Here is an 11072-nt window from a genome sequence, read left to right on the forward strand (position 1 = left end):
GCACTCCGGTTGAAACGCGAAGGGACGCCCGCATGGGGCGTCCCTCCTTTGGGTTGAGCGGTCCCGTCAGGCGGCGATCCGCAATATGGGTTGGGCGCGCTTCCAGCTCGGCGCGACCATCGCGAGGGTGAGGTCGAGCGTCGTCGGACCCACGGCATCGAGCGCGAGAACGCCCGCGCCGTTCGTCCAGCGCCAGCCGATCCCCTCATGGCGCTCAACGGCGAGGAAGCCCTTGCCGAACAGCGCGGCGTCGAGATCGACCGGCTCGCCGTCGATGTGCAAGTCCGCCACCGCGACGCCGAGCAGGCGGCCGTCGCCGATGGTGGGCACGACATGGGCCAGCACCGCGCTGTTGGACCTGAGAATGAGGCTGGACGCAGCCGGCAGATCGAAGCGGTAGCGATTGCCTTCGGCAAGGACGGGCAGGATGTTCACACCGTCGGCTTCGATCGCAAGGTCGGCGACCTCGGTCTTCATCCAGCCCAGCGCTTCCGCGCGGGCGTGGAGCGTCTCGCGGATCGCGACCAATTGCGGCCCGCCCGCCACCAGCGGCGCACAGGCGTCGTCCCAGCTCTTGGGATCGAGGCGGCCGTACAGCTCGATGCTCTCGCCGCCATTGGCGAAGGACCGCCGGTTGCCGTCGTCGAGATAGGACTCGCAGGGCAGTCCTTCGGCGAGCAGCACATCATGGCTGTCGAGTTCGATATGGAAATAGCGGACGCTCTCAACCGCTTCCTGCACGATGGTCGCGCCGTTCACCAGATGCCCCACCGGCACCAGCACCCCGTCGACATAGACCGCATGGCCCGGCGACAGGCGCAGGTCGCGCATTGGGACGCCGGGGCCGAATGCGCCGACGGTCACCCGCACCGGCTGTGCGACACTCGGATCGGGATAGCGTGACGGACGGATCAGCATCTGGCCGATCCACGTCGCCGGCCGCGCCGCGCCGGATGCGGTGAGCACGAGGTCGCCTATCGCGAGCGACTCGACCCGGCGCTCGCCTTCCGGGGTTGCGATCAGCGTCCCTTCGGCGAAGCACACCGGCGGGAGATCGAATGGTGAGGTCGCATAGTCTGGCGTCAGCACCAGGCTGCCGGTGACAAGGGTTGTCGTCTGGTCTTCCGAAACGAAGGTGAAGTTCGGATCGGTGCGGATATCGTCGGTGACGATCAGATAATAGGAGCCCAGCGCCTCGGACTTTACCAGCAGGCCCTCCTCCGAGTGCGCGAGGACGGTCACGGCGAGCGGACTGCTCTCAGCGCCGGGGTAACCGCGAACGACATTCAGCACATTGCCGTCAACCGACACCACCTTGCTCGAATACTTCGAAGCTGGAGCTGCATATTCCGGCCGGTAGGAGAAATCACCGGTGGACCAGGTTCCGGTGCTCTCATCGAGGTTGACCTGATTCGGCTGGAGCAGAATCCAGCTCGTATTCTCGTTGAAGGTCAGATCGACGAGCTTCGAATAATTTCCGATGTCGTCGAGCGGCGGAGCCTCGGGTATCATGATCGGGCCGCCGTCGATCAGTCCGAACGGGGCGGTCGGCCAATCCTCGGTGAGCGTGATGCTGCCCGAGGTTCGGACTTCAGCGCCGTAATTCTCCTCGACCGTACGATCGATGGTGTAGTTCGGATCGTTCCTGTAGGTGTCGGACACGATCAGGCGATGCTCGTCGAGATCCGGCAGGTACACCAAGATAGTTTCCTGCGAATGGGCGAGTACGGTTCCGGCCGCGACCATATCGAACTCAGGGATATAAAACGTCAGCTCCTGGCCGTGGGCGTCTTGAACGTCGAGACTGAAACCGTCGACCGCTCCGCTCCCTTCGGTCTGGAGAAAAGTCCCTATCGCATAGGTGCCGTTTTCGACGGTTAACTGCTCCGGATTGACGTAAACTGCATTGTTCCCGGCCCCCAACATCATCCCGATGAGCCCGGAAAAATCTTCGATTGTGTCCGCCACTTTTAAGTTCCTTTCTTCCAGTCGAACCGATTTTTGAAAGACCGGGGCCGTTAACGGCAGTCTGGATCTCCCGGTGTATTGGGATCGCAGCGCCCGTCGCTGGCCGGCCCCAACACATCGACCGTGATCAGCGACCGCTGGTCGCGCTGCTGGTTGCTGTTCGCGGCCTGGGCCGCCTGCGCCGCGATGGCTGAAGAAGCATCCTGCGGGGTCGCCACCACCATCGTTGCCGTTGTGGTCGGAACGCCGGTGATATCGCCAGCCGCCTTGAAGTTGTCAGCATTAGCGACGCGCGCCGCGGCGACCACGATATTGCCCGAAGCCCGCACGCCGGCGTCGCCCGCATCGACCTCGCCCACCGGGGCGACGAGGATCACGTTCGAGGCCGGATCGTCCGGCGTGCGCTGGAACGAGCCGATGCCGGCCCCCGCGACGCTGCCCGCGCTGTTCACTTCGCTGAGGCCGTTGCGGTCGAAGCGCACGGTCACAGGCGGGAAGTTCGATGCGCTCTTGGGGCCTTGGCCCGCCGCGAGATCGCCGTTCGACGACCACATGGTGATGTCGCCGTTGGCGAGGCTGAATACGCGGCTCTGGTTGAGGATGAAATCGCCGTCGGTGAAGCTGTTGACCCGCCCGCCTTCGAGCGTCAGCACGCCTTCGTAGCCGATCGGGATCGACACGATCCCCTGCGCCATGCGCCTCGCGAAATTGCCCGTCAGCAAGGATTGCAGGCCGCTGGGATTGTATCCCGTGAACGCCGTGTATCGCCGCGTCGCCTGCTCCGAAATCCGCACCACCGAGCCCGCGATCATGCTGCCGCCCGGCGCCAGGATCGAGATGTCGCCGCCGCGCGCGGTCTGGATCGTCGCAAGCCTGAGGTCGGCATTGCCCGTGAGAACGCGCTGCGCGACCTCCGGCTGTCCGTTCACCAGGTTGCGGACCGGCTTGCCGAGCGGGTGATCCTCGCTCACCGTCGACGAGTCGAGCGTGTAGGGTGCGAGATTGTCGGTGTAGCCGCGCTCCGGCGAGAACAGCGTGTTCACTGCGCGGTAGCCGCGCACATATTGCAGATAGGACGGCCCGTTCGGATTGGCGGGCGCGGCCAGTTCGTTGAAGTAGAGCGTGCCGATCAGGAAATCCTGCTGCCGCAGCAGGTCGAACGCCGCGAAGGCGCTGTAGAGCTCCGCCGTCTTGCCATAGGCCGCATCGGCGAGCGCCTTGTTGCCCGCTTCGCTGTCCGGGTAGCTATCGCCGCCGAAGATCGCCGCGAACCCGGCCGGGTCCTTCTCGCGCAGCCATTCGGCCAGCATCGGCGCGTAGATCGGCTTGGCGCGGTCGGGCCGCTTGTTGCCGAAGCTGTCGAGCGTCTGCTCGAACAGGTCGCCATCGAGCTGGGTGAAGTTCTCGGGATTGAGGTAGGTTTCGCGCAGCGCCGCGAAATCGGCGCCGCCCGCCATGCCGAAGCGCACGCTGAGATCGGCGCCTTCGCGGCCGAGCCACGGGTTGAGGTCGTTGCCGACCGTGCGGATGCCGCCGGCATAGGACGTTATGATCGTGCCCGTGGCCGAACCGCCCGGATTGAACTCGAACTGTTCGATATTGGCGGAGGTGGCGAACGGGCCGATATTCCCACCGGCCTCGATGATCAGCGCGCCGGGACCGCCGAGAATGAAGTTGTTCGAGCGCACATAGGGCAGCACGCCATCGCCGCCGAGGGTCGAGCCCGCGATGTCGCCGCCCGCCCGGATGCGGGTGATATCGCTTGCGCCGACGTTCTGGCCGATGAAATACATGTCGACGATATCGCCGTCCGCGGAGATCCGCGCCTGCTTGGGCAGGAACAGCGCCGAGGTGTCGATCGTCCCGCCACTATGGATGCGAACCGGCTCAGGATTGCCGAGGTGGGTTATCCGGCGGTTGTGCTGGAGACGTAATTGTGCGTCGCTGGTCAGCGCATTGATCCACGGCAGCGCGAGCTTCACGCTCTGGAACCTGGGATCGGACCACGCGCCGCCGATCAGCGACGGGTCGGCATCGCTCATGCCGATCGCCAGATTGCGGATGTCTCCGGCGCTGTAGATCCGCAACTGCCCGAGCGTGGACGGAAACAGCAGATGCGGAACCCCCTCGGCAAGCCGGACGCTGCCGGACAGCGAGGTCAGCGAGACCGAAGGCGGCAGGATTTGCGTGTAGCGGCCTTCGACGTCCGGATCGCTCTGGCCATAGTCGAGGCTGTGCCCGGCGCTCGTCACGCCCTGGTCGGGATAGACGACGTTCCCGGTCGGCGTGGTACGCACGTCCTCGTTGGCGCTGACGCTGATCGATCCGCCCGCCGAGAAGAAGCCGTTTGCACCCCAGGTGGCCATCGCGCGGTCGGTGCCGAGCGCCGACATGCTGGCGATCGTCGCCGAGCCTCGCGCCGAAAGGTCGACTACCGCATCGGTGAGCCGGATACGCAGGTTCTGCGCCGAGACCGTGCTTCCGGCCTGCGGCTCGTTGCCGAAGGCGGTGATGTCCCCGTCGGCATGGATGACCGCTCGGCCCGCGGCGATGTCGAACCGCCCGGCGGCGATATCGCGCCCGGCGCTCACGGCAAGATCGCCGCTGCCGAACGTCAGCATCGCCGGCCCCGCCGATGTCGTCGTCGTCGATATGCTGGTATCGAGCGCGAGGATGAGTTCGCGGATGTCCCTGCCCGCGCCGATCGATACGTCTCCGCCGCCGAGCGCGCCGATCCCGCTCGTGAAATAGCGCGGGGCGATGCCGATCTCGGTATCCCATCCGATTGAGCCCGCGCGCCAGGCCTGCGTCGGCGTGCCCATCAGCTCGCCATTGCGCGTGCTGCGATTGAGGCTGGAGAGCTGGCCACCGGTGCGCAGGAAATACTCGCTCCATACGTCCCGGTACGCCAGAATGTCGCGGCCCGCCTCGACGCCGATCGCGCCGCCGCCATGCGCGAGCACCGGCGATGCGTCGCTCAAGCCCCTGGGCGACACGATGAAGCCTGGGTCCTCGGCGCTCTGAGCGAAATACGGGCTGTCCGGCGTGACCGTAGCCGCCTCGTCGTCGACGATGCGCGCGGTGAAGGCGCTCGGCGCCACGCGGACGCCCGCCGTGTAGATCGCGCTGCCGCCGACTTGCAGGGCTTCCTGCAGGTTCCCGTAGTTCGGCGCGGTGAACGCGATGCCGTTGTCGTTCCGATAGACGGGATCGACGGTGGTCCGCAGGTCGACATCGCGCGCGGCCGCCGCGTCGATCCGGCCATCGCCGCTTCGCACGACGGTGCGGACATAGGCGTTGGGCTGGTTGTAGGAGAGAAACCGCGGCGTCGAGCGATCCGCCGCATAGGCGCCACTGACGACGCCCGCCACATAGCGGCTTTCAAAGAATTGCAGGAATGCGACGCTCTCGCCGAGCGGCGCGTCGATCCCGCTCGGGTTCGTGGCATTGCCGATGAACCCGTAGGGCTTGCCCGCGAAGAACTCGCGCGCGGCCGCCCGCGTATCGGCGGCGAGCCCCGAGGTGCCGGTGCCCCAGTTGAGGAAGGTGTAGGCATTGGCGTCGAGGTCGCCGAGCCCGCCTTCGAGATCGCCGCCGGCGAGCAGGTCGGCCAGATCGACGGCGACGGCATCGAACCCGGTCGGCCGCTGCAAGCGGAACTGGAGCGCGCCGCCAAACGCGAGCGATCCTGCGCTCGCGCTGACGTCATAAGCATATTCGCCCTTGATCGCGAGATCGGCGGCGCTTGCCCGGTCGACGACGAGCGGATTGGCGGAAAGGCTGTTTCCGGCACCTGCCACGAGGCGCAGGTTCGACGAATGCATGGCGACATCGCCATCGAGCAGCGGGAACAGCTCGCCGAAGGCCAGCGAATTGCGGTCTTCACCGCCGCCGTCGACGCCGTTTCCGGCAAGCGTCATCGGTGCGCCCACGCCGCCGCCCAGCGAATCGCCCTGCTGCGCCACGACGTTGAGCGAGACGTTGATGCGGTTGTTGGTGGTCGGCCGGGATCCTCCGGCCACATAGTCGGCGATGTCGCCGCAGACGCCGGTCGAATTGCTGTTGCCGCAACCGAACTGGATGGCGGGCTGAACCGTCCGGTCGCCCCCGCCGAGCTGACGGTCGATATAGCCGGGGTCGGACTGGTCGCGGAAGGTGAAGAAGCCGTCGGAGATCGAGCGGTTGACCGTGAGATCGCCGCCCGCGCGCAGGGTCACGACCGGCGTTTCACCGCGTGCGGACCCGCCTTGCGTGCGATAGAAGAATGTCGCGAAGCGATCGAGAAGCTGCGCTTCCTTGCCCGGAACGACGCGATACTGGGGCTGGCCGCTGGCGTCGGCGACCCCCATGACTTCGAGCACGCCGGCATCGACCGCGGCGGCAAGCTGCGCGGGCGAGAAACTGGCGGCGGCAAGGTTCCACTGGCTGTCGGTGGCGATCGCGCCGCTGGCATCAAGCTCGACGCCGGGGCGCAGCCGCATCCCGTCGAGGCTGGACCCGTCGAGCGTCGAGACGTCGAACGTCTGGATGAACCGCACCAGCGAGGACATGCCGTCGGCCAGCGCCATGTCGGTGGTGAACGGGTTGGCCCCGGCGGCGCCGAAGTCGAGGCGGATCGCGCCGTCGGCGTCGCGGGTGATCCCCGAGTAGAGGCCGCTGTCGGCCATGGCGTCGAGGTCGTAGCGCTGGAAGGCTTCGAGCTGGATGCTGTCGGCGCCGAGGATCGTGCCGCCTTGCGAGAGCGCGACCTTGTCGTGGGTATCGCCGATCACCGGCGCGCGGAACATCACCGTGCCGCCCTGGTCGGGCGCGGCATAGTCGTACACGGTGACCGCATTGCCGGTGACCGTGTCGGTGACGATCTTCGGAATGAGGCGGCCACCGCTTTCACCCGCGGCAAGAGCGGCCTGCGTCCGGCGCGCGCCGACGTCGATTGTGGCGCCGCTGGCGATCGTCAGCGCCGCGCTGTCCGAGCCGATGCCGATGATGACGCTACCGGCCTTCGCCGGCCGCGTATCCGTACCGGCATAGCCCGTGGTGTGGGTGTCGAGCTTTGCGGTCGCGGCGAGCGAGACGCCCTGCTGACCCCAGAGTGCAATGTCGCCGCCGCTGACCGCCGCGTTGCGCGCGACGTCGGCACTCATGCCGGTCACGTCGACCCCCGAGGTGTCGAGCGTGCCGGCGATGGTGATCGCGCCGCCGTCCGCCGTGAGGGTGACCGACGTGGCCTTGAGGCTCTGGCCTTCACCGAGATCGAGGTTGCCCGCTCCGGTGCGGACCCAGACGTCGCCGCCGAACTGCATGCCGTAGCGGTCGACGAAACTGCCGAAGTCGAAGCTGCCGGTGCCGCTGTCGAGCGCAAACGAGCCCTGGCGCAGCAGCGCGGCAGTCCCGCCTTCGGCGGCAGGATCGGTCTCACCATCGGCGGGCTCGGTGGAGAGGCCGGGGTTGAGGCTCGCGAGCAGGGTGACCGCACCGTTGCCAGCGAGCAGATTCAGGCTGCCCGCATTGCCCTTACCGGTATCGGTGATCAGGCTGCTGGCCGCATCGGTGGCGATGCCGCCGTTGGCGGTGAACAGGTTGATGGTACCGCCGCCCGCCGAGACGGTAACCGGATCGACCTCGTCGCCGAAGGTCTTCTCGTAGCCGGGCACCGAGAGCGTTGCGCCTGCCAGGCTGATGTCGCCCTCGGACTGAAGATCGATGATTCCAGCCGTGGCGCGGATGGTGGCGCCGGAGATGGAGACCGACGCCACCCGATCGTCGATCGTCCCGAACGCAATGCGCGCACCGGGGGCGGCGTTGCCCTTGATCGCGGCGTCAAGGTTGGTGCCGCTGGCCGAGATCGCAACCGCGCCGCTGGTGAGGAACGTGTAATCGGGCCGCACGGTCTGGTTGCGCGGATCGGCGGTGGCTGCCCGTTCGGCAATGAACGGCGCGTCGATCGCCAGAGCCATCGCGCCCACGTCGAAGCTGCCCTTGCCCTCGACATAGAGGCCGTCGCTGGTCGCGAGCGTTACACCGTCGGCAAAGCCGGTCGCATGGATATCGCCATTACCCAGTGACAATGTTGAGGAGTGCAGCGTCAGGCTGCCGGCGGTCCCGCAGTGGGTCGTGGCGATGCACCCGTCGGCGGCATCGGCGCTGTTGGCGAGCCTGACATGGCCCGCCTCGATCCGCACCGCGTCGCCGACCGCCGCCGTTGCATCGGCGGCAATGCTGGCGGTATCGAGCACCAGGTCGTTGAAGCCATGCGTGCCGCTGGCGAACCGGATCGACCCCGGCGAGCGCACAGTCAGTCGCTCGGTCGCGCCGAGCTTGGCGGCCAGCGACGTTCCAATCACACCGGCGTCGGCGGGTGCATCGGTGCCCGCGAACCGGATGTCGATTCCCGAGATAGCCGTGTAGTTCGCGTTGAGGCTGGCGCCGTCTGCGACGATGAAGCTGCCGCTGGTGTCGAGCGCCAGCGCCTCGCCGGTAAGAATGGCCGCGCCGATGTCGATGCTGGACGCGCCGCTACCCATGCGCGCCACGAACCGTTCTGGGCCGTTGGCGAGCCGCAGGATCGAGCCAGCGCCCGAAGCCGCATAGTCGGCATCGGTCATCACGCTCGGATCGCCGACGGCGGCCAGCACCGCACCGTCCTCAATGGCGAGCGCCGATCCCGCGCCGCCAACCGCGAGCAGCAGCTCGCCGGCCTGTACGCGCGCATCGCCAGCAACCGTCAGGTTCGTCGCGCTCGCGGTGATCGTGGTGGTGCCGTCAGCATTGTCCGAGCGCCGCCCGCCTACCAATAGGCTCGGCGCGTCGAGCTTGGCCAGCGTGTCGACCAAGATCAAGAGCACGCCTTCGGAGGCTTCGGCGTCCGCACCCGCGATCAGGATGTTCGCGCCGAGGATATCGACCTGTCCGCCCTGGCCGCTCATCCCCGTGCTGAGATCGAACGCGCCGGCGAGCTTCAGTTCGTTCAGCGGTGCCAAGACCACGCGCGCCGCATCGAGCGGCAGGCGCGGGCGCACATCGGGGTTGAGGTTCGTGAGGTAATCCGAGCCCGAAGTGGTCTTGATGCTCGAGTACTTCGTGAAGACGTCTTTCGTCTGCACGGTGAAGCTGTGCCGCGTGGATTCGGCGATGCCGGTGCCCGCATAGGCATAGGTGCCGCCGAGGACGACCGAGCCGTCGAGGAGCTGCGTGCTGGTTCCCGGCAACGGCGCGGACGAGCCGGTATTCTCGACCACGCGCAGCGCGCCGGGGATCGCCATCGCATACTTTGCCGGAACCAGCAGATACTCGCCCGCCGCGATGCCGTGCCCGCCATCGAGCGTGATCGTGCGGCCCGCGTTCGCCCCGTAGAGGTCGGCATAGTCGGCTGAGTAGATCGGGTCGTAGCCGGCGATACCGCCGGCCTCGCTCATCGGCACTAGCGCATAGACCTGCCGCTGATCGGGGAACTGATAGCCAGTCCCGGTCACTGGGTTATAGAGGTTCGAGCTGAACGCATCCCGGTTGAAGCGGTCGAGCACGTCTCGCGACCCGCCCACGCCAGACTGGAACTCATAGGCATAGACGTCGCCGCCGCCCCGCCCGTCAATCAGCGAGCCTTCCGCCTGTACGATGCTATCGGCCGACAGCACCAGCTCGCCCACTGGGAGCTCCGTCAGCGGCGTCGAAATGGTCGGGAAATAATACTCCACGCCGTCTGTCGTGGTGCCGTAGGGAATGGTCAGACCCGCGCCCGATACGCTCGTGACGCTGCCCGCGCCGAACGTCAGGGATTCGGTGGCGTCCACCATGACCAGCTCGCCGCCCTGAAGCCTGACCGCGGTCGAACTGCCGAGCGTCAACCTTCCAAGCGGCGCGGCCAGGAAGCCGTCCTGAACGATATGCGGCGCGAGGACCCGAAGATGAGAGCCGGCCGAAAGCGGGAGAGGGGTGGCGGCATCGAGATAGCGATTGCCGAACCGGATCGTGTGATCGCCGACCACGGCGAGGTCGTAGGGTGATGCCAGTGCCCCGACCGTACCTTCGAGCAGCGCCTGAAGGTTGCCCGTGCCGGTCGTGGCATAAGTGCGGCGCGCCTCGATATTGAGGTCTCCGGCGACGACGAATTGTCCCGAATAGTTGGACGTCTGCGCCGTCGACGGATGATAGACGCCGGTGAAACGAACATCGCCCAGCGTCCGCAATTCCAGGCTTCCGATCGGTCCCATTGCGACGCCGCCGACGATGTCGATGCCCTGTGTGCTGCTCTGGAGGATAAGCGAGCTGTCCGGGTTCTCGGCTCCCGTGGAAACGGCATAGGGAAACGTGCTCGCGAGGCGAATATAGCCGGCGGACAGCGTGACATTCGAACCTTCGGTCATGCCGAGAGTGACCGTCTCGCTGCTGACATTCGCGGCTTGGGTGCGGTCTTGCGAGCTGACGATCAGCGCCTTGCGCAAGTTGAGGTCGAAGTCGCCGTCGAGGTTGAGAGACCCGCGCGCGATCAGCGTGTCGAAGCCGCTGCCTTCGATCAGGCGGGTGGAAAGATAATCGTCCTGCCCTGAGTCGTCTGCTCCCAGTGTCGGGCGCAGCCATTCGAGCGTTCCGCCCTCGGCTTGGCCGTCGCCGCCCCGGGCGTCGATGAGCGCCGCGCCGAGCATTCCCCCTCCGAGCGCGGAAATCGTGCCGGCCTTGCTCCATTCGAGCCAGGGCACGAAGCCGCCGCGGCCATTGCCGAGCTCGAACTGGGCGACCGCTCCGCCGATGTCGATGACAGCGTCTTCGCGCAATTCGAGCGTGCGCCCCGAAGATGAACTGCCAGCACCCGGAACGCGGTTGACGAGACGCTCCGCCTCGAGCGTGATCGAACCGCCATCGAGGACGTAGCCGGTCCGGATCGGTACGCCGCCGGCCGCGACCGCGCGCGGGTTGGCAATGGCGATGCCCGACAGATCCGTAACGCTGCCGCTCTCGAGCACGATCCCCTGCGCCGTGTCGAGCAGGCCGAGGAAATGAACGACGCGGTCCGCCCCGGCTTCCGATACCAGGGGTCACTACACGAAAGTACGTTTTACGTACGCTAAGTGCGAACGAACCGGCAACATCACGGCTTGGCGGTCGCG

At 66.8% G+C, this 11072-nt stretch carries 3 protein-coding genes; 1 reads left to right on the top strand and 2 read right to left on the bottom strand.

Translation table 11 applies throughout. The features are described 5' to 3' along the window. Nucleotides 1–66 precede the first annotated feature (66 nt). On the bottom strand, nt 67–1698 hold the full coding sequence (locus tag PX554_RS25150) for a Hint domain-containing protein (RefSeq protein WP_275504879.1): 1632 nt from the start codon (nt 1696–1698) through the stop codon (nt 67–69). On the opposite strand from PX554_RS25150, the gene PX554_RS25155 reads away from it, so the two are divergent. Continuing rightward, nucleotides 1672–1881, top strand: coding sequence for a hypothetical protein (locus PX554_RS25155; protein ID WP_275504877.1), 210 nt, complete (start codon nt 1672–1674; stop codon nt 1879–1881). The genes PX554_RS25150 and PX554_RS25155 overlap by 27 nt on opposite strands. A gap of 137 nt (nt 1882–2018) precedes the next feature. On the opposite strand, the gene PX554_RS25160 is transcribed toward PX554_RS25155, so the two are convergent. Next, the gene (locus PX554_RS25160) at nt 2019–10928 is read right to left on the bottom strand and encodes a filamentous haemagglutinin family protein (RefSeq protein ID WP_275504878.1); all 8910 of its coding nucleotides are present in this window, start codon (nt 10926–10928) and stop codon (nt 2019–2021) included. Between the last annotated feature and the right edge of the window lie 144 nt (nt 10929–11072).

The organism is Sphingomonas pollutisoli, from assembly GCF_029167165.1.
Classification (GTDB): domain Bacteria; phylum Pseudomonadota; class Alphaproteobacteria; order Sphingomonadales; family Sphingomonadaceae; genus Sphingomonas; species Sphingomonas pollutisoli.